Here is a 24860-nt window from a genome sequence, read left to right on the forward strand (position 1 = left end):
TACTAGTTAACTATAAAGTTACTAAATTATTAAAAAATTTTAAAAATTATTATTGAAAAGGTTTACATGGTAGTTTATCGGTGTTATTATATTTTTGAGGTTGTAATAAATATTACAACTTACAACGATGTTGTAATAAATACAACTAAATTGTGAGGTTTTGCAGATATGAATTATTTAGTGAGGTTTCTCAGCTATTGTAATTAGCTTACTTTGAAAGCGTTTTATTTCTAATAGATAAAACTTCATTAAGTAATATATTTGTAAAATCAATTTGTAAATAAGTTCAATTTATTAAAAAATTGAAAAATAGGAAGGGAGAAATGTAGTGAGTAATTTACCACCGTTATTAGCAAACGATATTATTGAGAGAGCCAAAAAACTAAACACTACGCTTTTATCAGATGCAATGGAATGTACCGGTTCAATGGATTACAGAATAAAACCTGTGACCAATACAGTAAAGGTAGTGGGGACGGCCCTAACCGTAAGTTTAAGAGCAGGAGATAATCTTTTTTTACATGAAGCTATTCATATTGGAGAAGAAGGGTATGTAATTGTAGCTGATGGTAAAGGTCATACAGAAAATGCATACCTTGGTGAATTAATGGCATTTGCTGCTAGGGCTAGAGGGTTGGAAGGATTAATTATTAATGGTTTAGTGCGAGATAAAGATGTTCTTAGTCAATTAGATTTTCCGATTTTTGCAACAGGTTTTATTCCGAATGGGCCTCTTAAAGATGGTCCAGGTAAAATTAATACATTAATATCATGTGGAGGTGTTTCTGTTCGACCAGGTGATTTAATCATTGGCGATGATGATGGCGTTGTGGTAGTTCCAAGGGATCGAATTGAAGTAACCCTATTTAAAGCAGAAAAAAAATTAGAATATGAAAACAATAGAGTGGAAGTTATTGAAAAATATGAAGAAAATCGAAAAGCAGGAAGGAAAGTAGGGAGTATAGAGCCACCTTGGTTAAAAGAGAAAATCGAATCATTTAGATAAAAGTTGGAGGAGTATTAAGATGAAATTAGGTTTTATAGGTTTTGGAGAGGCGGCTTTTGAAATGTCGATGGGGTTAAAAAAAGAAGGCCTCAAAAATATACTAGCTTTTGATCCACTATGGAGTGATTCAAAGTTTGGGCAGTTGATCCAAGAACGTGCTAATAAAGCGGAGGTAATCCTTAAAGAGATCCCAAATGATGTTGTAAACATGGTAGATATACTAATTGTTGCAGTACCGGCTGATAAAGCTTTGACAGTTAGTCAATCATTATTTTCGAATTTAAAAATGGGTAGTATTTATGTGGATGTATCCGCTTCAACTCCAGATGTTAAAGCAAAAATAAGCCAAAATATAAATGAAAGAAATATAGCATTTGTTGATGGCGCAATGATGGGACCTTTGCCTGTTTATAAACATAAGGTTCCAATACTTGCTAGTGGTAATGGGACTGATAAGTTTATTGATATAATGTCAGTTTATAACATGAGTATTAGTAAGGTGAGTGATACTGCTGGAGAGGCTTCCGCTGTAAAGTTAATCCGTAGTATATTTATGAAAGGCCTTCCAGCTTTGCTCGTTGAAATGCTTGAGGCTGCTCGAAAATTTAATGTAGAAGAACTAGTAATTAAATCAGTAAGTGAGACTATGAATAGTAAGACATTTGAAGAGACTATGAATAGGTTGGTTACCGGAACGTCTATTCATGCACTTAGAAGATCTGTAGAATTAGAAGGAACAATAAAAATGTTAGAAGCATCGAATTTAAATCACTTAATGTCAAAAAGTGCTAGTGAAAAACTGCAAATACTTGGAGAATTTAATCTCAAAGATAAATTCGAAGGGAAAACCCCAAATTCTTGGTTGCAAGTAATTGATGCTATGGAAGAGAATAAGCAGGGGGAGTTTTTAAAATAGGTTGTAAATAAGATATTCTGATATTAGGGGGAATAAACATGAAAAAAAATCTATTAAAAGGTTTAATGGCATTAACATTAGCTTTACTACTTATTACTTTAGCAGGGTGTGGACAAGAAGAAGCTTCAACAAATGAAGAAACTAATGAAGGTGGTTCACCAGAAACAACATTTAATTACCCTACTAAACCAATAACAATTATTAATCCTTTCTCAGCTGGAGGACCTGCGGATAATACATCAAGATTTTTGGCTCACCATGCTGAGGATTATGTAGGTACTTCTATAGTCGTAGAAAATCGGGACGGTGGCTCAGGAACAATTGGGCAGACTGCTGGAGCTAATGCAGATCCGGACGGCTATACATTAACGTTAATAACATCGTCAATTGTCAGTAACCCCTTGTTTAATAATGTAACGTATACACATGAATCATTTGAACCAATCATTATGACAGTAAACGACCCTTTCTATTTGGTTGTAAACCCAGACGCTCCTTTTGATGACATAGAGTCATTTATGAAATATGCTAAAGAAAATCCAGGTCAAATTACTCTTGGTTCTTCCGGAACAGATACTGTCCCTGCCTTTACACTAAGGGAGTTAGCGTTAGAGGAAGATATTGATATAACCATGATACCACATGATGGTGAGGCATATGCTGTAGCGGCTGCAGCAGGCGGACATATTGATGGACTTGTAGGTAATTTCTCGGGCTTTGAAAGTCAATTTAATAGCGGTCAATTAAAACCCATTTTAATATTTGACAATGAAAGATCAGAATTGGCTCCAGATGTTCCAACATCAGAAGAAGCTGGAATTGATATTATTTCTGGTTCATGGAGAGGGATAGCTGCACCTGCAGGGACAGACCCGGAGGTAGTTGCATACTTGCATGAAAAATTTAAAGAAACAACAGAAAATGAAGAATATCAAAACCAAATGAAAAATGCTGGTATTGATATGAGTTATAGAGGTCCTGAAGATTTTAAGGAAATTATTCAAGATACGTACAACAGATATGATATGTTTACACAAGAATAAAGTACAAAGGAAGGTTTTCCTTCCTTTGTATTCATGGGAGGATAAAAATGAGCAAAATAAATAAAATAATTTCATTAATTTTTATTGTTATAGGTGCATTCACCTTCTTGTGGAGCTTTCGATTCCCTGAAGCAACTTCTGCCTGGCCAAAGTTTTTTTCTATTATACTTATTCTACTTGCTGTTGGTTTATTGGTAGATTCTCTTAAAGGTACTAAACGTGATGAATCAGAAGAAGATCTACCGAGTCTTAGTGAATTTGGGATGTTTGCCGTTATAATCGGTGCACTAATAGTGTATATGTTACTGCTTAACATTATCGGCTTTACAATACTATCTTTACTGCTTTTAGCAGGCCTTTTATGGTATACAGGTTATCGGAATGTAATAAAACTGGGCTGCATTAGTGTTGGCAGTACGGTTTTAATTACTGTAATCTTTCAATTTCTATTAAGGGTCCCTATTCCACAGGGGGTACTTTCAAATCTATTATAACAAATCGAGGTGATAGACTATGGTAGACGTTTGGCTAGGTGCTTTTGCTACAGTATTTACAGTACCTAATATACTCGCCATTCTACTTGGTGTTCTTTTTGGGGTTTTCACCGGATCACTTCCGGGCCTTAGTTCTACGATGGCATTAGCAATTCTCATTCCTTTCACATTTACGATGGATCCTGCTACTGGCCTAATTTTATTAGGAGCGGTTTATAGTGCATCTGTATATGCAGGATCTCTTTCAGCAATCTTGTTAAATACACCTGGTACTCCCTCAGCGGCAGCTACAGTTTTGGATGGATATCCGTTGACGAGGCAAGGGTTAAGTGCTAAGGCTATAGGGATATCAGCTATCGCTTCGGGGATAGGTGGAATCATTAGTGTTATTATATTATCCACAGTAGCTCCTTTTTTAGCTTTACAATCATTACGTTTTGGGGCACCAGAGTATTTTGCGTTAGCCATCTTTGGTCTCACCATTATATCAAGTTTAGCAGGGAAAAACCCTTGGAAAGGTCTCCTTGCTGGTGGGTTAGGGATCGTTATTGCTACAGTAGGTATGGATCCAATACAAGGTTATCCGAGATATACCTTTGGACGAGCTGAATTATTAGAAGGGTTTGCATTGATTCCTGTTCTAATAGGACTATTCTCAGCTTCCCAAGCATTCCATCTGATGATATCTTCAAAATCTTCAAAATCTAGTGGGCCAGATATTTCTAATGTTACAGGGAATGTCTTACCTAGATTAAAAGAAATACGCAAATTATTACCGAATATAGCTAGGTCTTCTATAATTGGAACTGGAATTGGAATTATTCCAGGGGTTGGTACTGATCCAGCGGCATTTATCGCTTATAATGAAGCGAAACGTTGGTCTAAGGAGAAAGAAAAATTTGGGAAAGGTTCACTGCATGGACTTGCAGCCCCTGAAGCTTCAAACAATGCGGTCACGGGTGGCTCTCTTATTCCACTTCTGACTCTTGGGATTCCAGGTAATGCTGTATCAGCTGTTTTTCTTGGTGGTTTATTGATTCACGGGCTGAGACCAGGTGCTGAACTATTTACAGCTAGCGGAGATATTGTCTATGCATTGTTTTTTAGTTTATTTGTTGCCAATATTTTAGTTATTATTATTGGATTGTCGGGAGCAAGAGTTTTTTCAAAAGTACTCGTAGTAAAACCCGTAGTTCTAGGTCCAATTATTTTATTACTTAGTATTGTAGGTTCTTTTGCAATTGGAAATAACTATTATGATATTTGGGTTATGTTAGCCTTTGGTGTTATTGGATATATGTTGCGTAAATATGGTTTTCCGTTAGCTCCTATTGTTCTAGCATTGATACTTGGGCCAAAAGCTGAACAAAGTTTTAGTCAAAGTATGCTTATATCACAAAATGATTGGACAATCTTTTTCACACGCCCGATATCTGTAACTTTCTTGGTCTTAGCTATTATTACCTTTATAACGCCATTCATTCTGGATAGACGAGCAAAAAATAGTTAATCTGTTAATGAGTAAAAGGAGATTAATAGGAAATATTAAATATTATAACTAAAATCTTTGTTAAAGGAGCGTCCATCAATTTTTCTTTGAGAGGGACGCTTTTCCGGTATTAATGAACGCATTGGCAATGTTCAGCAGATTGCTGCTTTTAAAAGAGTAGTACCAGAGGATTTTAATATAGCAGTAGGATTATTCCCTACTATAACCGTGGGGGTGACTCAGCAATTATGGGCTTAGCAAATTGCCACCCAAACGAATGTGAAAGTGTATTAATGACGTTTGAAGCAGGGATATATTTTAGGAGCTAGGGAAATCTATGAAACAATTTTCCTTATAAACATAGCAGTTACTGAAACTTATGGCATACCTGAATTGAAATATGTTTGTGAGTTAATGGGTTATAAAGGTGGATTTGTAAGAAAATCATTGCTTGAATTAAGCTCAAAAGATAAAGAAGAAATTAAGAAATTAATTAATAATAAAACAAATAATGTTAGACGTAGTGGTATAACCCATTGATTGGGTTTAACTTGATGTCTATAACGGATATTATTTAATTGGAAAAAAATAAAAAAAGAAGGGTGAAAATAATGATTTCCATTAGTAACGACATAAAAAATATTTATTGTGTTGGTCGTAATTTTACTATGCATGCTAAAGAGTTAAATAATCCAGTTCCAACCTCTCCATTTCTTTTTTTAAAGCCTACTCATGCTCTTGTAAGGGCAAATGGTGAAAAGGTAGTATTACCTAGTGACCAAGGAACAATAAGGTATGAGATGGAATTAGTTATAAAGGTTAGTAGACCTTATGAAAAGGGTATGGGAGTCGATGAACTGATCGATTGTATTGCTCTGGGAATAGATTTGACGTTAGTAGATGTTCAAAACTCTCTAAAGGAAAAAGGTTATCCCTGGCTATTAGCTAAAGGGTTCAAAAATTCAGGAATTATAACACGATTTTTTCCTTTTCCAGGAGTTGAAGAATGTAAACAGATAAACTATAGTTTGTTGATTAATGATGAACGGGTTCAAGTTGGAAATATAAAAGATATGATATTTGATTTACAAAATATAGTTGAGTTTACAGCTCTTAACTTTGGTCTAGGGGAAGGTGATGTTATATTCACTGGAACACCTGAAGGGGTAGGGAGTGTTTCAAATGGTGATAAATTGGAATTAATATGGGGTGAGAAAATCATTGGAGAAAGTATAATTGAATTAGTTTAGAGTTTTTATTTAAATTATTTAGGTAGTAACTTGGCTTATTGTAATATAAGTTGAAATGGTTAATGAAATCCGTGGCGAAATGTTAATCCACGGATTTTTAACTTTTTTTAATTTGAATTTCTTCTAAAGAATTTAAAAAAACTTTCTTTTTTTAAACCGATGAACTTTCTAAAATCTTTTCTTAAATATGCAGTAAATACATAGTGTAACGTAAGCAATAAAAAGCATCTTATTGCTAATTGTTCGTTAGAAACGTTTTCAATAGAAATTGTTTCACCTTTTACATCTTCTAATATTTCTTCAGAGGGTTTATTCCATTGTTTAGGATCTAACATATTTTTATTGAATACTTCGATTATTTGATCGCTTATTAATCGTTCTTCTTCAGAAAGGTCGTTCAATAACTTTTGTACTAATAAACCGTTTTCCCCTTTGCTTTTTTGCTTATAGAAATAGATGATTAGATCTTTATAGGGAATAACGTATATTTTTTGTTTAAGTTCACCCCAGGTTAACTTATCTATTTCTTCTTGATTTAAATTAATCGTTTTCATCATGACCTCCTATAAAAATACAATATTCTAGTCATAGTAACATATACAATTTAATAATAGAATGATAACATACATATAAAGAGAAAGAAATATTTCTCACGATTAATATTATGTAAAAAAAAATACTACAAAAACAACGGGATACAGTTAGTTTAAGAAAGAGGTACGCTTAATGAAAAGAAATACTAACCGATTTTTAATTATGATTAGTACTTCTATATTTATGTTTAGCCTTATAGGAAGTAGACCTTTGATACCGGTTTATTCAAGTTCTTTAGGAGCGAGTAATCTTCAAATAGGAGTAATTATTGCCCTATTTTCATTATTGCCACTATTCATGGCAGTTCCACTTGGCAAAATAATTGATAGATTAGGTAATAAAACACCTTTATTTTTAGGTATCATGATAGGGAGTGTATCTTTAATTATTCCTTTTTATTTTATTAACCTTGTAGGGTTATATGTTTCCCAAATATTTGCGGGTTTTTCACAGTTGCTTTTTGTACTTTCTATGCAAACCTATTTGGGGCAATTTTCAAAAAGTAAAATAAGGGATTACTTTATTGCAATTTTTAGTATTGGAGTGGCAATCGGGAGTTTTGCGGGGCCATTGATTAGTGGTTTTCTAACAGATAGTATAGGCTACTCTAATACATTAGCTATTTTAGGAGTTGTCATAATTATTCCTTTGCCTTTTATATTTTTTCTCAAAAAAGGAAAAGGGGGAGATTTGAAAAAAGATAAAGTACTGGAAGAAAAGAAAACAGAGTCGTTGGACTTACTATTTATATCAGATTTACGAATAGCATTTCTAGTAAGTGCAATCGTTTTGTTGGCAAAAGATATGTATCTAGCTTTTTTTCCGTTACTTGCAATGGAGAAAGGATTGACCGCTTCAGTAATTGGATTGATTATCTCATTAAATTCTATAGCAGGGATCCTTATCCGTATATTAATTCCATACCTTATTAAAAAATATAGTAGAAATTTAGTAATTGCGTATTCAATAATGAGTGCAGGAATAATTTTAATTTTAACACCATTATTGTCTAACGTTTTTGCATTAGGTTTATTATCATTTATTCTTGGATTAAGCTTAGGAATTGGTCAACCACTTTCTATTTCGATTACAATAAATTCTTTACCGAAAGAACGAGTAGGAGAGGGGCTTGGACTGAGACTATCGATTAATAAATTGAGTCAGGTGCTAATGCCAGTAGTATTTGGTGGTGTTTCAACGGTTAGTGGAATGGCGAGTGTTTTTTATATTTCAGGAGTGTTGATAATGACGGCATCTTTAATTACAAAGAAAAATACAGAAGGTTAATTTATTATTCTGTAATTCAAACGTATAATTTTTAGAGGAGTATATTTTTTATTTTAGACAACTACATTTTAAATGCAATAAAAATTCGAGTGCAACATGAACATGATAACATTTCGCTTTTGCGGGGTATCAATCGATACCATTTTATCGGATAAAAATTGTTGTCTTCTCCAGGTCAAGGAGTCGATTTCTCTTTTCACTGCATTCCTTTTCAGCTATGAAACAAAGAAGTAATCACACCTGTCATCCTGTCAAACGTTCGTAATCTAAGTAACCATAATCAAACACATACATGGCGTTCGGATCATCGACTATTACTTCCAAACGATTACGGTCATGTTCCTTGGCTGCCGTCATCGTAAGTTGAGCGGGGTATGTCGTATTTTTATCCATCATGACTAGACACATATGAATTTTTAGGTCTGATTTTTTCGAAACTCTGCCCATCGATATTTCTTAATATTGAGCGGAAGCGTAGTTGAATAATTATATTCAACGGCATAGAAATCTCAATAATTGATAGTTCTTTATATTGGAATTAAATAGATTAATTTCAATTAGGTCGGTCTTATGCATAAGCTAGATTAACTGTTCTTTTACATAGTAGACCATTACTGCGCAACAAGTAAAGTCAGATTTGGAAAAACCTAAGAGTTTTAAATTGGATATTTATGTTAAAGTATAATTAGCTTTGTGAAATGTTGTACTTAAAGTAACGAGTTTAGTAAGAGTTTTTTTCCTTATCGGGTATTAGTATTATTATTTTTATGAATTAGATTTTCTAGGGGATGTTCCATGACTAATTATATAGTAAATATAGAAGTTTTAAATAAGTTAGACAGAATGTTAAGAAGATACTCGATACATTCTAAGTTAGAGTTGTTTCGTAAATTAAGTCATGTTGTTGATTGCTATCTACCAAACGACAAATTTTTGTATAATCTTTTTCCTAATAGAACAGAGCAATTTTACAAATCTTTTAGTAAATCATGTCATTTACATGAACTTGCATATTTATCACTTGCTTCTACAGTTGTAGGGGAGTGGTCTGGAAACCTCAAAGATTTAAATTCCTATGAAGACTTCAGAAGGGTTATAAATATAAGTAAGAGCTACAATCCTCCTTTTATTCATGCAAATGATGTTGGTACAGAGAAAAATTCGATGCTCTTCTTTGTTAGAACAGGACTTCAACAATTCATCTATCAAGATAGTCCAATTTCAGGGTTATATCGATATTGGTATCTTTTTAATAATAGAAATGAAGAGTTTAACACAAGGGAAATTTTTAAAAATACATTTAAATATGATTTTGAGGACTATGTTATTTTTGCTACTGGTGTTTTCATTTTATCTAATGTATCGCAACATGCATTAACGGAAGAAAAAATTATAAATGAGTTAAACAAAAGCCCGCAATTCAATAGTGAAAAAGTAAAACATATGATACGTATGCTATCAATGGATAGGAATACTGCCATTGAAAAATATAATGAATTTAAATCTGAAGATGAGCGAATGAAAATTTATGACTATAATCCGTATCTCATGAAACCATTTTTAAATCATGATAATTATTTATATATACCGATTCCTTTATTGTTGTTTAAGGCAATAACAGAGGGGTTTTATCATTATTTGTGTTATAAAAGTATTGAATTTAGAGCCTCATTTGGTAAGTTTGCATACGAAAGCTACATCCATCACCTCTTAAAAAGTACGTCTTATACAGTAATTGAGGAGTTTTCTTATTATGAAAATAAGCAGAAATTTGAGTCTCCAGATTTTATATTGGTGAATGATAATGATATTGTATTAATCGAAGTCAAAGCGAATGCTCCCTCTATTGCACTAAGAGCTTCAGACTGTGAAACATATAAAAAGGAACTATATAAGGCATATGTAAAAGCTATTGAGCAGTGTATTAAGAAGGAAAAACATATAAGAAAAGGAATATTACAATACCCTAATCTCCCTTCTAAAATAGGTAGAGTTTCTTTTTTAGCTATTACGCTGGAAGAGTATCATATGATTGATAAAGAGCAAGTGAAAGAAATGATAAGTGAAAAGAATCTTGACTTAAAAGAAAATTATTATCATATTATGGGGACAGATACATTAGAGAAAGTACTAGAGAAAGATGATAGAGGTATATTCGGTTACTTACATGATCGTGAAGATAGTGGGACAGTTTATAGGCATATCGCAAATGCTGATATTAATAATAAAGGGACTCATGAGGGAAGAAGTCGGTTATTGTGGAAAAAAATGATTGATAGTTTTGCAAGTGGCTTTAGAGAATAATTATTTGTTTTCTAAAGCTTTTTTATTAAAACTTTGAGACTTAATGAGTTCATTAATCCTAACAAAAAGTCGCTATGTATAAATTGACTCATTTTTGTGGAACTTTTTAATTTCTTATAAATATAGATTATGAATTCTTTCTTTTCATATTAGACCATTACTGTTCAAGAAAAAGGATGTTTAACAATTGCGCGCATTTCAGTGAAAGAGAAGTAGTCTTTCTTAATGTTAAGGTCAGATTGTTGAGTAGTTCAATTACTTGAATTGGATATTTATGTTAAAATATTGATTGTGAAGACAACTAATTAGAGGTGGAGTAGATCATATGTATCGCTATGATAAGATTAAAAATGAACTGATTGAGATTGAATCAACGAATTTTTCAGATCAAAAAATTAAAGAAAGAGAACACATTGAGGAGTGGATTAGAAAAAGTCCTCAAACATTAGGTGAAGACCTACTTATTATAGGTCATGAGTATGATAAGTTTGAAAATAATGAACGACTCGATTTGTTAGCAATTGATACAGATGGTAATTTAGTTATTATTGAAACTAAACAAGACTATACTGGGTCCGGTGTAGATTTTCAAGTATTGAAGTATTGCTCATATTGTTCTACGTTAAAACCAATTGACATAATTGAAATATATGAAGAATACATAAAAAAGTTCGGTCTTCATGGAGATGCTGTAGATAATATTCTTGAATTTTTGGATATTGATTCTCGGGATATACTAAATAATGTCTTAAACAAAACACAAAGAATTATTATCGTTGGCAATGAATTTGATAAGAGAATCCTTTCAGTCTCAGCATGGCTTCATCAAAATGGCATAGATATTAAGTGTATTTCTATCAAGCCATACCTTGATAGCAGTAAGACTGATGTGTTAATTGACCTTAATCAACTTATCCCACCTAAAGATATAGAAAATTATTATATTAAAAAGAAAATTCAAAGAGATAAATCACAGGGTGATGTATTCCAACCAAATGATGTTATTCAGTTTTTTGAAAATATAGTTGAAGCTGTTAAGCAACAGGGCCATCATGCTTATTATCATCCTAGGAAATCATATTGCACTGTGAAATCAGGATTTAAAAATATTTCATTTACTCTAATTTATCAAAAGAGCTTTTCGCATTTTGCTTTTGAAGTTGTTACCCATGATCCTGAAATAAAACAAAAAATGTTTTCTGTTTTTGAAGAAAATAAGAATACTATATGTTCCAAAATCAATCTGGAGTTTAATGCGGAGGATGGTAAAAGAAATCCAGATTGGGGGAGAATCATAGCTTCTCAGAAGCTTGAAAAAGGACAGTCTATTCATAATTACACTGAGGGTGTGAATAAGAAGTTCATAAAAACCATTGAAGTATTTAAGGAGTTATTTAAATTTAACTTATAATGTATTATTTTGAATTACAATGATTTATTTTTGCAGTATTAGTTCACTTACAATCGGGTGCTTTCTAGATGCATGGCTAGTGTCTTTTTTGTGTCAGCCTTGATTGTTGAGTAACTCCGTATTACGCAGTACAAATATACTGTTCAATAGAAAATGATATTTCACAATTGGCGCGATTACGGAAGACTAAAGCCTAATTCCTCAGTTAAGAAAAGGAGGAATAAGCTTTTTTACTTCAAAATAGTTGACGTTCTTTTATTGGTAAACACGGTGACAGAAGGTGGTAAATTTCGTGGCAACTGCTGGTAAAAAACATGGAACAAGTGGTACATTCTCTTGGCTGTAATCAATAATAAAATATACACTGGCCACGCTTTTTAAAAATAGCCCCAAAATGGCCCCGGCAGGTCCTAGAAAAAGGGGCTATTTTTCCATGTTTTGCGTAATTGAAATACATAAGAAAAGCCCTATAAACGTTGTCATATCAACAATTTTAGGGCTTTTACTAATTGAGTTTAGTTTGCAATCCGTTTAAATTAACGTGAGTAGAATTCAAAATCTTATATTGATCCTAGTTTTAGCTCAATAGTTAGGCAAACACCATTGATATATAACGCTTACTGCTTTCGCAAAAACTGAAGCACCAATAACAGTATAGTTTTATCCTCGGCTATCTAAAAACTCGATTCTTTTTTTATATGTAGCAAACTTTCTATCTAGATAAATACTTGAATCCTTATATAGATAGTTAATAAAGTTAAAGAATTCATCTTTTCTTTCAATATGAATTCGATAATAGTTTCCGTCAGTTTCAATATGAGTAATAAATGAAGAGAGATGGTATTTAATAAAATCCGCTATGTCCTCAGATTTAACTACTAACGAGGCTCTGTATTTAGAAGAATCCTTTTCAATATAGCCGTCTCCATCGAAAAAGCCCCTAAGAAAATGACGTATAAACTTTGATGGAATATTTTTAATGAATCCTTTATTTGTTTTATTCTCCACACAACCATATTTCCATAAATCTATTACAAGTTTCTTGCGAGAGATTGTTACACTGGAAGTATTTCTGTTTTTTCTTTGCTTTATGTCTGCGTTTAAGCCTACACTACTCTTAAATTTCTCAAGATGTTTTTTATCATCATCTTTGACTTCAATTCTCATACTATAGGTTTGTTGAGTTGGTTGCTTATAAGTTGTTCTTACCAATCGCTGGTTTACTCATCGTATTATTTGTTGGATGGGGTTGGACGCGTAGAGAAATATATGAAACCTCAGACTTTGCAGATAACGGGTTCTTTAAATTCTTTATGTTCGTGTTACGTTATATCGTTCCAGTTGGTATGACGATCATAATTATCCACACGCTTTTCACTAGTTTCTAAATGGTTTGTTAAAATATACAAAAAAACTTGCACATATTAACGTGCAAGTTTTTTTGTGCTTATGAAAACTACATCGTTTTTTAATTACACTAAAACGTTCAACTACAATCGAGATTAAGAAGCTTATCAAAAAATAGTTATGAAGTAAAACATCGCTGCATAAATTGAATCATCGATGAAAAACAGGGGGAATATCGGTGGAAAAATGGATGATGTCATTACTAGTAGCGATGTCAATGCTTTTAGTGGCTTGTAGCAGTGATGGACAAGCTTCTCTCGAAGAGGATGTATTAAGTTTTATTAATGATTGTAGTAATAATTACACAACTTGTAATCAATATAATCAAGATGATATCGAAGAATTTACTTATCAGGGGATGGTAACAGAGCGAACGTATTTCGCGGTTCAAATTCGGAGTGATGATTATCAAATTTTTTGGGAGAGTGCTAACGGGTTCAAATGGGATACGTTAAGTAATCTACCACATTTGAGAACTATCGTTGACGGGTTATTCTAGGAAAAAATCCAGGTCGTCGATTCGTCAGAGTTCTTTCGATATACAAACTAAGTTTTTGTAGCTACAAAATTAGAAAGCGTGAAAAACATTAGTAAAAGGGTAATTTTAGTAAAAGCTATATAATAATTACCTTTTAGTAAAAGTGATTCGAATGAATGTAAACGTGTTATCTGGTGAAACTATTTTACGATTAGTTTTTTTAGGAATTTAAAACAAAAGAGAAAAAATTGGAGGAATTTAAATGACTTATTTCAACAACATTAAAAAAATTGCTTACGAAGGTCCAAATTCAACGAATCCGTTCTCATTTAAATACTATAACCGTGAAGAAAAAATTAACGGAAGATCAATGGAAGAATTCATGCGTTTTGCCGTATCTTATTGGCATACATTTACTGGCGAAGGAACTGATCCATTTGGGCAAGGAACAATGGTACGCCCTTACAATAATTTAACGGGTATTGATTTAGCGAAAGCACGTGTTGAAGCTTCATTTGAGTTTTTCGAAAAATTAGATGTTCCTTACTTTTGCTTCCATGACTTTGATGTAGCTCCTGAATCAGATTCTTTAAGTGAAACATTTAAAAATTTAGACGTAATTGTTCCAATGATTAAAGAATACATGAAAACAAGTAAAACAAAATTATTATGGAATACAGCAAATATGTTTTCTCACCCTCGTTGGGTACATGGTGCAGCAACTGCTCCTAATGCTGATGTATACGCATATGCTGCAGCGAAAGTTAAAAAAGGCCTAGAAGTTGGTAAAGAGCTAGGTTCAGAAAACTACGTATTCTGGGGTGGTCGTGAAGGTTATGAAACATTATTAAATACTGACATGAAACTTGAGTTAGACAACCTTGCACGCTTCTTCCACATGGCAAAAGACTATGCAAGAGAAATTGGTTTTGATGCTCAATTCCTAATTGAACCTAAGCCACAAGAGCCAACGAAACATCAATATGACTTTGATGTAGCAACTGGATTAGCATTCCTACAACAATATGACTTACAGGATACATTTAAGTTTAATATTGAAGCAAACCATGCAACGCTTGCTGGTCATACATTTGAGCATGAGTTACATGTTGCACGTATTAACGGTATGTTAGGTTCCGTTGATGCTAACCAAGGTGACATGTTAATTGGATGGGATACAGATGAGTTCCCAACAGATCTTTATTCAACGACATTAGCGATGTATGAAATCATTAAAAATGACGGTCTAGGTTCAGGTGGATTGAATTTTGACGCAAAAGTACGCAGAGGATCATTTGATTCAGATGATTTATTTTATGCTCATATTGCTGGGATGGACGCATTCGCAATCGGTACAAAAGTGGCGCAACGTATGCTTGAAGATAAAGTACTAGAAGATTTTGTTGCTGATCGTTACAGCAGTTTCAGAGAGGGGATCGGTCTTGATATTCTAGAAGGAAAAGCTGACTTCCACAAATTAGAGAAGTATGCGTTAGAGCTTGACGTAGTTAAGAGTAACAAGTCTGGACGTCAAGAGCATTTAAAAGCAATTTTAAACAAATATTTACTTGAGACTATCTCAGAAAAGTAATACAAATAAGTGAATTTAATCATCATACAAAAATGCGCCCGTTGCGGTATGTGTTAAAAAAATTAAATTTAAACGAAAATATGCTGGGCGACAATCGTTTCCCAGCAATTTTTAAATCAAATATAAAGTGCGATGGAAAGATAAATAAATATATGTTGTTATAAGGGTGGTTATAAATGAAATATGTCATTGGGATTGATCTTGGCACAAGTGCGGTAAAGGTTTTATTAATGAATCAAGAAGGAAAAGTTTGCGATGAAGTTTCTAAGTCCTATCCTTTAATTCAAGAAAAATCAGGATATAGTGAGCAAAACCCAATTGAATGGGTCGAAAAAACAACATCAGCTTTGAAAGAGCTTGTTGCCCGATTTGACGATGAAGTGGCAAATATTGAAGGAATTAGTTTTTCAGGGCAAATGCATGGACTTGTTTTATTGGATCAAGAAAATCAGGTTTTAAGAAATGCAATTTTATGGAATGACACTAGAACGACAGAGCAATGTCGGCAAATTTACGACATTTTAGGTGAAGAGCGCCTTTTACAAATCACGAAAAATCCAGCATTAGAAGGATTTACTTTACCGAAGCTACTATGGTTGAAGCAGTATGAACCTGAAACTTTAGAAAGAGCAGCTGTATTTATGTTGCCAAAAGATTATTTACGATACGAAATGACAGGAAAAATTCATAGTGAATATTCTGATGCAGCAGGAACGTTATTGTTAAATGTGGCTGAAAAAAGTTGGAGCAATGAACTTTGTGACCTTGTTGGAATTGACGTAAAACTTTGTCCCCCTTTAGTAGCTTCGCATGAATTTGTAGGAACAATCACAGATCAATTTGCGAAAGAAACCGGATTAGCAGTAACGACGAAAATATTTGCTGGTGGTGCTGACAACGCTTGTGGTGCGATTGGTTCAGGGATTCTTTCAGAAGGAAAAACACTTTGTAGTATTGGAACATCAGGTGTTGTTCTTTCTTATGAAGAAAGAAATGATCGTGATTTCAGTGGTAAAGTTCACTACTTTAACCATGGTGAAGAAAAAGCTTATTACACAATGGGGGTTACTCTAGCCGCTGGCTATAGCTTGAGCTGGTTTAAAGATACGTTTGCTAAAGATGAAGAATTTGAATCACTTTTACAAGGCTTAGAAAAGGTTCCCGTTGGTGCAAATGGATTATTATTTACTCCATATGTTGTTGGAGAAAGAACCCCTCATGCGGATGCCAATATTCGTGCAAGTTTTATCGGCATGGAATCATCACACGAACGAATCGATTTTGCTCGTGCGGTGATAGAAGGAATTACTTTCTCTTTAAATGAGTCCATTGAAATTTTCCGTGAAAGTGGGAAAACGATTGATACCATCATCTCCATCGGTGGTGGAGCGAAAAGTGATACATGGCTTCAAATTCAGGCTGACGTTTTTAATGCAACAATTGTGAAACTTTCAAGTGAACAAGGTCCAGCGGTAGGGGCAGCAATGCTAGCTGCTTATGGTAGTAAATGGTTTGAGAGCTTACAACAGTGTGCTGACGTTTTCACTGACGAAGCAAAAGCCTTTCAGCCAATTCCTGAAAATGTTGAAAAATATCAAGAGTTATTCCGAATTTACAAAGATGTTTATCGTCAAACGAAACCATTAAACGAAGGTCTAAAGAAATTTCGTAAAAATTAAACATAAGTTAAAAAAAATATTAATTTTATCAAGAGCTATTCCGAAAGTATCAGCTACTTATGTGATACAGGTGGAATAGCTTTTTGGGTTTGTAGAATACTAAAAAAGCTAAAAAATCATTTTATCTTTGTAGTAGAGTGAATTTCATAATTACCAAAAATGAGCACATCAGCAAAATATAGTTTGCGAATGATTTTGACGCAACTATATTTTGATCTAAGTGGCGAGAATAATGAATTATGAAATTCATTGAGTAGAGAAAATGAATACATTAATTCAAGAAAAAGGTGGTTAAGTAAATGACAATTATTCGTAATCCAATTTTAACAGGGTTTAATCCTGATCCAAGTATTTGCCGTGTTGAAGAAGATTATTATATTGCGGTGTCAACTTTTGAATGGTTTCCTGGTGTAGGGATCTACCATTCAAAAGATCTTAAAAATTGGCGTTTAGCTAAAAGACCATTAAATCGATTGAGTCAATTGAATATGAGTGGTAATCCCGATTCGGGTGGAATTTGGGCACCTCAACTTTCTTATAGTGATGGAAAATACTGGTTGATTTATACCGATGTAAAGGTTACAGATGGTCAATGGAAAGATTGCCATAACTATCTTGTCACATGTGAAACGATTGATGGAGAATGGTCTGAACCGATTTATTTAAACAGTTCAGGCTTTGATCCATCTTTATTCCACGATGACGATGGAAAGAAATACTTTTTAAATATGTATTGGGATCATCGGGTCGGACACCACAACTTTTATGGGATTTTGCTCCAAGAATACAGCCCTGAAAAGAAAAAGCTTGTTGGGAAGAAAGAAATTATTTTTAAAGGAACAGATATTAAATTAACAGAAGCACCACATTTGTATAAGATAAATGGGTATTATTACCTTTTAACAGCAGAAGGTGGTACGAAATATGATCATGCAGCTACGATTGCACGATCGAAAGAGTTATGGGGTCCATATGAAGTACACCCTGAAAATCCGCTGATAACTTCGTGGCCGTATGCACATAATCCGCTTCAAAAGGCTGGACACGCTTCGATCGTAAAAACCCATACTGATGAATGGTTTTTGGTGCATTTAACGGGTCGACCATTACCAAAAGAAGGACAACCTTTACTTGATCCTAGAGGCTATTGTCCACTTGGTAGGGAAACAGCTATCCAAAGATTAGAGTGGAAGAATGATTGGCCTTATGTTGTTGGTGGCAATCAACCATCTTTAGAAATCGAAGGTCCAAAAGTGAAAGAAGTAAAGTGGGAACCAGATTATCCGGAGAAAGATGATTTCGATTCCAAGACATTGAATCCTCACTTCCAAACCTTACGTATTCCGTTAGCGGTTAATACCGTTTCACTTGATGATCATCCTGGTCATTTAAGAATTTACGGTAAAGAATCACTAACATCGAAATTTACTCAAGCGTTTGTGGCTCGACGTTGGCAACACTTTAATTTTACTGCAGAAACAAAAGTAGCTTTTACTCCAAATACTTTTCAACAATCTGCAGGCTTAGTTAATTATTACAACACTGAAAACTGGACATCTCTACAAATTTCATGGCATGAAGATAAAGGAAGAATTTTGGAATTAATGACTTGTGATAACTTTACTTTTAATCAACCTCTTCAAGGAGATGAAATTGTTATTCCTGATAATGTTGTATATGTTTATCTTCGAGTCGATGTGAAAACGAATATTTATCAGTACTCCTATTCATTTGATGGAGACAATTGGGTAACTATTCCGGTTAAATTTTACTCCTATAAGCTTTCTGACGATTACATTCGAGGGGGAGGATTCTTCACTGGAGCCTTCGTCGGCATGCAATGTCAAGATACATCAGGGGAAAATAATTATGCTGATTTTGACTATTTCATTTATAAAGAAACGGAAAAGTAAAATTTATGTGTGGTCACCATGCCGGAAAAGAATATGAAGATTAATTCCTATTAAGGAATAATGTGAGTTATTCTGTGGAAAATAAAATCAGTTATTAATATTTCATTGCCTTTTTATCGGGGAATGATAAAAAAATTATAAATAGGAGGATATAAATGATTAAAAAACTTTTTTCACTAATTTTAGTGTTAACCCTAGTCGGATTGGGGGGATGTGGACCGGCTGATGACCCTGACGCAACTGACCCAACACCTGGAACTGATGGAGAGGTTGTTGATGAGAGTACGATTAGCTTTACACACTTATGGCCAGCAGGAAGTTCTGCACAGCATAACCGAATTGTTGAGTCAATTATCAGTGAATATGAGGAGGCAAATCCGGGAGTAACAATTGACGTTGACGTTTTATCAAATGATCAATATAAAGAAACAATGACCATATTAGCATCTTCAAGACAGCTTCCAGACGTGGGATTGACTTGGGCGGCTGGTTATATGACACCTTTTGTTAATGGGAATATGTTTGCTTCACTTGACGATGTAATAGAGGATGGATTAGGTGAAGAGTTCATCCCTGGAACTGTAGAAGCTTTCTCTGTAAATGAAACAGCGTATGGTTTACCGCTTGAACTAAACATAGCACCGATTTATTACAACAAGAACATATTCGCAGAGTATGACTTAGAAGTACCTGAAACTTATGATGAGTTCCTAAATGTTGTTCAAACATTAGAGGAAAATGGAGTGACCCCAATTACAGTAGGAAATAGAGAACCTTGGACAGGCTCTATGTGGTATATGTATTTAGCGGACAGAATTGGTGGTCCGGAATTATTAACGAATGCCATTGAGCGTACTGACACCTTTGAAGACGAAGCTTTAGTTCAAGCTGCTGAAGAAATTCAAAATTTAGTTGATATGAATGCATTTGTTAGAGGGTTTAATGGGCTTGGAAATGAAGAGGCTAAAGGTCCATTTATGAATGAACAAGCAGCTATGTACATGATGGGTACATGGGAGTTACCAAACTATACAACGAACGAAGATGTTCCTCAAGAATTTAGAGATTCTATCGGTTTCTTTAAATTTCCAATGGTTGAAGGTGGGGCAGGCGATATCGATAGCTTTGTTGGAGGGCCAGGTGTAGGATTATTCGTTTCTGAAGATTCACCGGTGCAAGAGCAAGCGAAAGATTTTGTTCAATTCTTCGTTGAACGATGGGGAGAAACATCAGTTACAGACGCTGGAGTAATCCCAGCAACTGTGGTTAACACTGATGAAGTAGATTTACCTGATATGTATATTGATATATTAGACGAACTAGCTGGTGCAAGTAACATTACTTTATACGCTGATGTTCAAATGACTGCTTCAGTCGCTCAAACACACTTAGATTTGATTCAATCTCTGTTCGGTAAACATATAACTCCAGAGGAATTTGCTAAAAGGCATGAAGAAGCTCTTGCAGCAGAGGAATAAAATGACATGAAACATAAAAAGGGCATTTGAAGGAGAAAAGATATTGTATAATATGCCCTTTTTTCTAAGGATCACAAATGAAGGAATATAGATTGAAGGGGGAAAAATTATGAATAAAGTCATGTCAAATAAACTAATCATCACCTTGTATGTTCTCCCCGCACTCCTTTTAATTATGGTGTTAATTTACGTTCCGATCGTTTTAACTGGATATTATGGGTTAATGAGATGGGATGGAGTCGGAGAAATGACATTTATTGGATTAGATAATTACATTAGGCTCTTAAGTGATAATCAATTCTGGAGAAGTTCCTTTCATTCTTTACTACTAGCTATATTTTCGACAATTAGTTTGATTGGTTACTTAATCATTTCTCTTATTTTAGCGACTAAAATCAAAGGAGCCAACTTTTTAAGAAAGATATACTTAATCCCAATGTTATTGTCCTCAGTAGCAATTGCGCAGCTTTGGCTCAAAATTTATCACCCAACTAATGGTTTACTAAATAGCCTCCTATTTACGATCGGATTCAATAACGCACCAGCATGGTTAGCGGATCGTAGTTTAGTTCTATTTTCCATTTTTATTGCGATTATTTGGCAATACGCAGGGTTTTATATACTTATTTATTATGCTGCGCTAAAGAATATACCGGAATCAATTATTGAAGCTGCTAAAATAGATGGCGCGACGCCAATTCAAATTGCGTATAAAATTAAATTTCCTCTCATTTTAGGTGTGTTTAAAGTAACGATTATATTAGCGATTGTTGGATCTTTGAAATATTTTGACTTAATTTGGATAATGACTGGTGGCGGCCCAGCTGGAGCTAGTGAGGTTATCGCATCATATATGTACAAACAAGCTTTTAGTAGTTATAACTTTGGTTATGGAAGTGCAGTTGGCTTTTATTTACTACTGTTTTGTTTGATTGCAACATGGTTAATCCGTAAATTAACAACGAGTAAAGAAGAGATTCAGTATTAAGGAGGGGGCGTATAATGGGAAAACAAAGTGACGTAGTGAAAACAGAAAGTAATACTTCGAGAAAAATTGGATACGCTCTTTTGTATCTAATATTAGGGATTATTGCAGTTTTTCAAGTATATCCACTTATTTGGTTAGTGAAATTTTCGTTAAAGTCTAACCGGGAAGTATTTAGCGAATCGCCATTCGCATTACCCACAGAGCCAAGATGGGAAAACTATACTACTGCTTGGACTCAAGGGAATATCGGACTATACTTTTTCAACAGTGTGTGGATTACAGTTGTCGCAGTCGTATTAACAGTTCTTTTTGCAAGTTTAGTTACATTTGCAATAACAAGAATGAATTGGAAATTTAATAAATTAACTTTAGGTTTATTTATGATCGGTTTGATGATCCCAATTCATTCTACGTTAATACCGTTATTTAGCTTCTTCCTGAGCATTAACCTAATCGATAATCCGATTGCGATAATTTTAACGTATACAGCATTTAACTTACCGTTAACGATCATGATCTTACTCGGTTTTTATTACACATTACCGCGAGAAATTGAGGAAGCGGCGGTGATTGATGGCTGTTCCATTAATCGAATCTTTTTTCAAATTACATTACCAATGACAATGCCGGTTATTTCAACTACGGCAATCATTAATATGATCTATAATTGGAATGAATTTGTATTTATAAATACGTTCATTCGCTCTGATCATTATCGAACTTTAACCGTAGGGATACAAAGCTTTATTGGGCAATATGCAACAGACTGGGGAGCGATTGGAGCCACATTAGTGATAAGTATATTGCCAATATTGATTGCCTTTTTCTTCTTGAGCAATAAAATTGTCGAAGGGATTGCCGCTGGAGCTGTAAAAGGATAACGATGCCCTATTTAGCATTGACATATAATCAGTGGTTAAATTAAAAGTGAAACTAAAAAGCTATGGTAAATTGGACAAAATTTAATAAAAGAAGATTGGAGTGATCAATTTGGAAACATACAATCAAACTGCTTTTCCACCTTTAGGACTTTATAATTCGGATGCACTAAACTTAAAAAATCCTCATGATACGTATGATGTTTATGTAAATGAAGAGCATATTGGCAAAAAGATTTTGTTAACACAAGCAGATGAAATTGAGGATGTAGGGGACTTTTTGAAAGCACAAGGGATTGAAAATGTATCAACAAATTTAAACGGTGACCATTACGTTATCAAAACAGATGAGGCTCAACGTGTTAAAAATATTATCGATGCATACTTGAAAAATAGATAAATGACGAAAGGTCAAAGGGCTGTCCCATGAGTGTCTACTGGCAGACTTTTGACCTTTTATGGTTAATTTAGAAAAAGGAGAGTGGGACGAAAGTCTGTCCCCTCGTCCGAGAAAAAGGAAGTGATTTTTATGAAAAAAATTGGTGTTTTAACGAGTGGTGGCGATGCTCCTGGAATGAATGCTGCAATTAGAGCGATTGTTCGAGCGGGAATTTATAACAATATTGAAGTGATGGGAGTTTCTAGAGGCTATGAAGGGTTAATCAATGGAGAAATCAAACATATGGATGTTTCGTCAGTAGCTGATATTATTCATAAAGGTGGAACGATTCTTAAAACAGCAAGAAGCGAACAATTCAAAACGGAAGAGGGGAGAAAAAAGGCGATCAATGTTTTAGAGGTTTTTGGAATTGAAGGTCTTGTGATTATTGGTGGCGATGGCTCATTTCGTGGTGCTGAGAAGTTAAGTGAAGCAGGTGTGAAGACGATCGGGATCCCAGGGACGATTGATAATGATCTTCCATATTCTGAATTTACGATTGGCTTCGATACAGCGGTAAACACAGTACTAGATGCCATTACGAAAATTAGAGATACTTCAACTTCTCATGAAAAAGCAACGATTATCGAGGTTATGGGGAGACATTGTGGGGATATCGCTCTTTATAGTGGACTTGCTGGTGGAGCGGAGAGTGTATTAGTTCCTGAAGAAGAATTTGATATAAATGACGTTTGTAAAAAGTTGGTTCAAGGAAAAAGTAGAGGGAAATTACATAATATCATCATGCTCGCTGAAGGAACAAGTGATGCCTATGAATTGCAAAAAGAAATCTTTGAACGTGTAGGTATAGAAGCGAGGGTTACCGTTTTAGGCTTTATCCAACGAGGTGGAAATCCGAGCTCATTTGACCGAATTTTAGCAAGTAAAATGGGTGCATACGCAATTGATGCCCTAATTAACGGGAAATCAAGTCGGGCATTAGGAATTAAAAATAATAAAATATTTGATATGGATATTGCTGAGGCATTAACAATGGAAAAACAATTTGATAGTGATACATATCAATTAACAAACATCTTATCTATATAATAACAAGTAATTTTATGTTTCACACTTAGCGAAACTTTAGGTGAAACATAAAGGGGCTGTCCTAAAAGTGTCACCAAGCAAAACTCTCTAAATATAGTCGTGAAGGTATCTTATTCGTCTATATTTTAGTGGGAAAGGGTGATGGACACTTTGTTATTGGACAGCCCTTCTTTTTTATCTCTATAGGAAAATTATGTATACAAAACTAAGATTGTGAAACAATAAAATAAAAAAGGAGAATTTAATGGAAGTAAAAATAGGAACAAAATATCAAATTTCTGAAAATATTAAAGGTAACTTTAACTCTGCAACATCATTAACGATCATCAGTGAAACTAATAACACTATTCAGTTTACACTTAACGATCAAAAAGGCCACGGTGCTATGCCGATTCAACATTTGCAATATTTATCAAAGAAAAATTATTTAACAAAAGGAATGAACAAACGTCAATTTTTAATGAAAGAAGATAACGAAGAAGAGATTGTTTAATAGAGGCTGGGACAAAAGTGTCTGACACCACGCGATCCTACTAAATATAGACGTAAGATTTATCATATGTCTATATTCGGTGTCTAGCGGTGTCTGACACTTTGTTTTGTCCCAGCCTCTATTTTTTAGAGCTAGATGTGCTCTGGAAATTTCCATTTGTTTAAATGTCGCATTTCAGCCTATTTTTAATTAATTCTGCTAGGTACATGCTCAGTTTTATTGTATTTACATAAAATACAACGAAAATGAAAAGGAGGTTTTTACGTGTATCAGCATTATAATTTTAACCATCCAACAACAACATATGGAGATTTTGGTATGGAAGCGCATAATCCACAAGACGAACGAGTATTACCTTTATTAGGTGCGACTGCATTAGCCACTCCTTTCCTCTTTGGCCATCACGGGTACGGCCCAGGGCATGGACATTGGCACGGTCATCACGGGTACGGCCCAGGGCATGGACATTGGCATGGTCATCACGGGTACGGCCCAGGCCATGGACATTGGCATGGTCATCACGGGTACGGCCCAGGCCATGGACATTGGCACGGGCACCACGGATACGGCCCAGGCCATGGACATTGGCATGGTCATCACGGATATGGTCCAGGACATGGCCATCGTGGACACGGCCCAGGGCATGGTACAGGTTTCGGCCATCAACGATAA

24 protein-coding genes are annotated in these 24860 nt (G+C 34.3%); 21 read left to right on the forward strand and 3 right to left on the reverse strand.

All coding sequences use genetic code 11. From position 1 onward, the window contains the following. Window positions 1-328 precede the first annotated feature (328 nt). The 7 genes from BKP35_RS08670 to BKP35_RS08700 all read left to right on the forward strand — a co-directional run bounded on the left by BKP35_RS08670 (window position 329) and on the right by BKP35_RS08700 (window position 6198). Window positions 329-1006, forward strand: a complete 678-nt coding sequence (locus BKP35_RS08670; protein ID WP_071312950.1) for an RraA family protein — start codon at window positions 329-331, stop codon at window positions 1004-1006. A 19-nt stretch (window positions 1007-1025) separates the two neighbouring features. After that, window positions 1026-1922, forward strand: a complete 897-nt coding sequence (locus BKP35_RS08675; RefSeq protein ID WP_071312951.1) for an NAD(P)-dependent oxidoreductase — start codon at window positions 1026-1028, stop codon at window positions 1920-1922. 38 nt (window positions 1923-1960) lie between these two features. Continuing rightward, a complete protein-coding gene (locus BKP35_RS08680) occupies window positions 1961-2965 on the forward strand; it encodes a tripartite tricarboxylate transporter substrate binding protein (RefSeq protein ID WP_071312952.1) in 1005 nt (334 codons plus the stop codon). Window positions 2966-3012: 47 nt separating this feature from the next. Then, window positions 3013-3459: a tripartite tricarboxylate transporter TctB family protein gene (locus tag BKP35_RS08685; protein WP_071312953.1), complete on the forward strand. Its 447-nt coding sequence runs from the start codon at window positions 3013-3015 to the stop codon at window positions 3457-3459. A 19-nt stretch (window positions 3460-3478) separates the two neighbouring features. Continuing rightward, window positions 3479-4969, forward strand: a complete 1491-nt coding sequence (locus BKP35_RS08690) for a tripartite tricarboxylate transporter permease (RefSeq protein WP_071312954.1) — start codon at window positions 3479-3481, stop codon at window positions 4967-4969. Between the two features lie 279 nt (window positions 4970-5248). Beyond that, window positions 5249-5488, forward strand: a complete 240-nt coding sequence (locus BKP35_RS08695; RefSeq protein ID WP_071312955.1) for a beta/alpha barrel domain-containing protein — start codon at window positions 5249-5251, stop codon at window positions 5486-5488. A gap of 71 nt (window positions 5489-5559) precedes the next feature. Further along, entirely contained in the window at window positions 5560-6198 is a 639-nt protein-coding gene (locus BKP35_RS08700; protein WP_071312956.1) for a fumarylacetoacetate hydrolase family protein, read from the forward strand. 107 nt (window positions 6199-6305) lie between these two features. Here the strand turns inward: BKP35_RS08700 and BKP35_RS08705 are convergent, their stop codons facing one another. Next, a complete protein-coding gene (locus BKP35_RS08705; protein WP_071312957.1) occupies window positions 6306-6752 on the reverse strand; it encodes a hypothetical protein in 447 nt (148 codons plus the stop codon). 172 nt (window positions 6753-6924) lie between these two features. Between BKP35_RS08705 and BKP35_RS08710 the strand changes: the two genes are divergently transcribed. Further along, window positions 6925-8079 (forward strand): MFS transporter, encoded by a 1155-nt coding sequence (locus tag BKP35_RS08710; RefSeq protein WP_071312958.1) that lies wholly within the window; start codon window positions 6925-6927, stop codon window positions 8077-8079. Window positions 8080-8322: 243 nt separating this feature from the next. Here the strand turns inward: BKP35_RS08710 and BKP35_RS19150 are convergent, their stop codons facing one another. Continuing rightward, window positions 8323-8487, reverse strand: a complete 165-nt coding sequence (locus BKP35_RS19150) for a hypothetical protein (protein ID WP_169819178.1) — start codon at window positions 8485-8487, stop codon at window positions 8323-8325. A gap of 387 nt (window positions 8488-8874) precedes the next feature. On the opposite strand from BKP35_RS19150, the gene BKP35_RS08715 reads away from it, so the two are divergent. Further along, window positions 8875-10383, forward strand: coding sequence for a hypothetical protein (locus BKP35_RS08715; protein WP_071312959.1), 1509 nt, complete (start codon window positions 8875-8877; stop codon window positions 10381-10383). 325 nt (window positions 10384-10708) lie between these two features. Beyond that, window positions 10709-11794 carry a DUF4268 domain-containing protein gene (locus BKP35_RS08720; RefSeq protein ID WP_071312960.1) on the forward strand — a complete coding sequence of 362 codons (1086 nt, stop codon included), beginning with the start codon at window positions 10709-10711 and terminating at the stop codon, window positions 11792-11794. A 660-nt stretch (window positions 11795-12454) separates the two neighbouring features. Here BKP35_RS08720 and BKP35_RS08725 read toward each other — a convergent pair. Further along, on the reverse strand, window positions 12455-13006 hold the full coding sequence (locus BKP35_RS08725; RefSeq protein ID WP_071312961.1) for an LAGLIDADG family homing endonuclease: 552 nt from the start codon (window positions 13004-13006) through the stop codon (window positions 12455-12457). Window positions 13007-13379: 373 nt separating this feature from the next. Here BKP35_RS08725 and BKP35_RS08730 point away from each other — a divergent pair, with 373 nt between their 5' ends. From BKP35_RS08730 to BKP35_RS08780, 11 genes are all read left to right on the forward strand, one after another. Next, window positions 13380-13700: a putative periplasmic lipoprotein gene (locus tag BKP35_RS08730; protein ID WP_071312962.1), complete on the forward strand. Its 321-nt coding sequence runs from the start codon at window positions 13380-13382 to the stop codon at window positions 13698-13700. A 241-nt stretch (window positions 13701-13941) separates the two neighbouring features. Continuing rightward, window positions 13942-15270 (forward strand): xylose isomerase, encoded by a 1329-nt coding sequence (gene xylA, locus BKP35_RS08735; protein ID WP_071312963.1) that lies wholly within the window; start codon window positions 13942-13944, stop codon window positions 15268-15270. A gap of 176 nt (window positions 15271-15446) precedes the next feature. After that, the gene (gene xylB / locus BKP35_RS08740; protein WP_071312964.1) at window positions 15447-16949 is read left to right on the forward strand and encodes a xylulokinase; all 1503 of its coding nucleotides are present in this window, start codon (window positions 15447-15449) and stop codon (window positions 16947-16949) included. A 299-nt stretch (window positions 16950-17248) separates the two neighbouring features. Then, a complete protein-coding gene (locus BKP35_RS08745) occupies window positions 17249-18862 on the forward strand; it encodes a glycoside hydrolase family 43 protein (protein ID WP_071312965.1) in 1614 nt (537 codons plus the stop codon). Window positions 18863-19017: 155 nt separating this feature from the next. Further along, on the forward strand, window positions 19018-20340 hold the full coding sequence (locus BKP35_RS08750) for an extracellular solute-binding protein (RefSeq protein WP_071312966.1): 1323 nt from the start codon (window positions 19018-19020) through the stop codon (window positions 20338-20340). Between the two features lie 109 nt (window positions 20341-20449). After that, window positions 20450-21328 (forward strand): carbohydrate ABC transporter permease, encoded by an 879-nt coding sequence (locus BKP35_RS08755; RefSeq protein ID WP_071312967.1) that lies wholly within the window; start codon window positions 20450-20452, stop codon window positions 21326-21328. A 14-nt stretch (window positions 21329-21342) separates the two neighbouring features. Next, entirely contained in the window at window positions 21343-22209 is an 867-nt protein-coding gene (locus BKP35_RS08760; RefSeq protein ID WP_071312968.1) for a carbohydrate ABC transporter permease, read from the forward strand. Window positions 22210-22318: 109 nt separating this feature from the next. After that, window positions 22319-22606, forward strand: coding sequence for a hypothetical protein (locus BKP35_RS08765; RefSeq protein ID WP_071312969.1), 288 nt, complete (start codon window positions 22319-22321; stop codon window positions 22604-22606). Between the two features lie 129 nt (window positions 22607-22735). Further along, window positions 22736-23695 (forward strand): 6-phosphofructokinase, encoded by a 960-nt coding sequence (gene pfkA, locus BKP35_RS08770; RefSeq protein ID WP_071312970.1) that lies wholly within the window; start codon window positions 22736-22738, stop codon window positions 23693-23695. A 244-nt stretch (window positions 23696-23939) separates the two neighbouring features. Further along, on the forward strand, window positions 23940-24188 hold the full coding sequence (locus BKP35_RS08775) for a hypothetical protein (protein WP_071312971.1): 249 nt from the start codon (window positions 23940-23942) through the stop codon (window positions 24186-24188). 264 nt (window positions 24189-24452) lie between these two features. Next, on the forward strand, window positions 24453-24860 hold the full coding sequence (locus BKP35_RS08780) for a hypothetical protein (RefSeq protein WP_211274614.1): 408 nt from the start codon (window positions 24453-24455) through the stop codon (window positions 24858-24860).

The sequence above is a fragment of the Anaerobacillus arseniciselenatis genome (assembly GCF_001865995.1).
GTDB lineage: Bacteria > Bacillota > Bacilli > Bacillales > Anaerobacillaceae > Anaerobacillus > Anaerobacillus arseniciselenatis.

Coding starts and splice junctions, on each gene's coding strand:
- BKP35_RS08720 (WP_071312960.1), top strand. CDS start 10,709: ATGTATCGCTATGATAAGATTAAAAATGAACTGATTGAGATTGAATCA.
- BKP35_RS08710 (WP_071312958.1), top strand. CDS start 6,925: ATGAAAAGAAATACTAACCGATTTTTAATTATGATTAGTACTTCTATA.
- BKP35_RS08760 (WP_071312968.1), top strand. CDS start 21,343: ATGGGAAAACAAAGTGACGTAGTGAAAACAGAAAGTAATACTTCGAGA.
- pfkA (WP_071312970.1), top strand. CDS start 22,736: ATGAAAAAAATTGGTGTTTTAACGAGTGGTGGCGATGCTCCTGGAATG.
- BKP35_RS08705 (WP_071312957.1), bottom strand. CDS start 6,752: ATGAAAACGATTAATTTAAATCAAGAAGAAATAGATAAGTTAACCTGG.
- BKP35_RS08690 (WP_071312954.1), top strand. CDS start 3,479: ATGGTAGACGTTTGGCTAGGTGCTTTTGCTACAGTATTTACAGTACCT.
- xylB (WP_071312964.1), top strand. CDS start 15,447: ATGAAATATGTCATTGGGATTGATCTTGGCACAAGTGCGGTAAAGGTT.
- BKP35_RS08685 (WP_071312953.1), top strand. CDS start 3,013: ATGAGCAAAATAAATAAAATAATTTCATTAATTTTTATTGTTATAGGT.
- BKP35_RS08750 (WP_071312966.1), top strand. CDS start 19,018: ATGATTAAAAAACTTTTTTCACTAATTTTAGTGTTAACCCTAGTCGGA.
- xylA (WP_071312963.1), top strand. CDS start 13,942: ATGACTTATTTCAACAACATTAAAAAAATTGCTTACGAAGGTCCAAAT.
- BKP35_RS08775 (WP_071312971.1), top strand. CDS start 23,940: ATGGAAGTAAAAATAGGAACAAAATATCAAATTTCTGAAAATATTAAA.
- BKP35_RS19150 (WP_169819178.1), bottom strand. CDS start 8,487: ATGTGTCTAGTCATGATGGATAAAAATACGACATACCCCGCTCAACTT.
- BKP35_RS08680 (WP_071312952.1), top strand. CDS start 1,961: ATGAAAAAAAATCTATTAAAAGGTTTAATGGCATTAACATTAGCTTTA.
- BKP35_RS08755 (WP_071312967.1), top strand. CDS start 20,450: ATGAATAAAGTCATGTCAAATAAACTAATCATCACCTTGTATGTTCTC.
- BKP35_RS08700 (WP_071312956.1), top strand. CDS start 5,560: ATGATTTCCATTAGTAACGACATAAAAAATATTTATTGTGTTGGTCGT.
- BKP35_RS08745 (WP_071312965.1), top strand. CDS start 17,249: ATGACAATTATTCGTAATCCAATTTTAACAGGGTTTAATCCTGATCCA.
- BKP35_RS08715 (WP_071312959.1), top strand. CDS start 8,875: ATGACTAATTATATAGTAAATATAGAAGTTTTAAATAAGTTAGACAGA.
- BKP35_RS08675 (WP_071312951.1), top strand. CDS start 1,026: ATGAAATTAGGTTTTATAGGTTTTGGAGAGGCGGCTTTTGAAATGTCG.